The organism is Rhodococcus sp. IC4_135 (assembly GCF_011602025.1).
GTDB classification, from domain to species: domain Bacteria; phylum Actinomycetota; class Actinomycetes; order Mycobacteriales; family Mycobacteriaceae; genus Rhodococcus_F; species Rhodococcus_F baikonurensis.
Map to the genome: position 1 here is coordinate 1 of NZ_JAAOLG010000123.1, position 717 is coordinate 717.

Sequence of the window (717 nt, forward strand, 5' to 3'; positions counted from 1 at the left end):
CCCCACCACGAAATCCGGCCCGCACCGATTCGATTGCGACAAGCCGACAAACGCTGACACAACACAGCCACTTTCTGGGGAAGGTGCGGCGCTGGCCGTCGCGGACGACGATCGTTCCGTCTGCGGTCCGGACGGCGCTGATCGCTTCGAGCACTCCGTTTTCACGGATGGATTCGACGAAGTCGGGGGTCTGCGCCAGATCGACGCTGTCGCGGACGTTCTCACCGATGTCGAGGGCGTCGGGGTGCAGCTGCGCGACCTCGATCGCTGCGGCGGGGGCGGTGTGTGTTGCGGTCATCGCGATTCCTCTCGTAGACTTTCGGACACAACACCGGGCAGGTACCAACTGCCCGGTGTTGTGTTGTTTCCGTAGGTTTTTCGATCTCAAGCGGTGGCCGGTTCCAAGATCACTTGATCGGCCGTGGGGTGACGGTCTCGGCAGCTATCGGCCTCGATGTGTGCGTCCATCAGGGCGGAGGCGTGGCCGTGGTAATCGAGTGCGATGAGCAACTCCACGAACACGTCGATTTCCGAACAGCAGTTGTGCTCGACGACGCTGTCGAGATACTCGGCTGTCTCGAACAACTTCGCCCAGGCATCTGCTTTCTCGCAGATGTTGTGCAGGTCGTAGCCGTACATCGTTTTCTCCTTCGGTCGTGCGGTTGTGGTCGGTCATGCTGCGCGTCCTTGCTGGTGACGGATGGGTGGGTGGTTAGT

General features: G+C 61.1%; 1 protein-coding gene and 1 pseudogene. Both read right to left on the reverse strand.

Features of this window, described 5'->3' with window-relative positions:
- Positions 1 to 298 (reverse strand): annotated as a pseudogene (locus G8767_RS35270) (ParB/Srx family N-terminal domain-containing protein); the annotation flags it as partial.
- 86 nt (positions 299 to 384) lie between these two features.
- Positions 385 to 639, reverse strand: a complete 255-nt coding sequence (locus G8767_RS35275; RefSeq protein WP_003945385.1) for a hypothetical protein — start codon at positions 637 to 639, stop codon at positions 385 to 387.
- Positions 640 to 717: the final 78 nt, after the last annotated feature.

Bases quoted from the DNA above. Each gene is read 5' to 3' on its own strand.
- G8767_RS35275 (WP_003945385.1), bottom strand. From the start codon at position 639: ATGTACGGCTACGACCTGCACAACATCTGCGAGAAAGCAGATGCCTGG.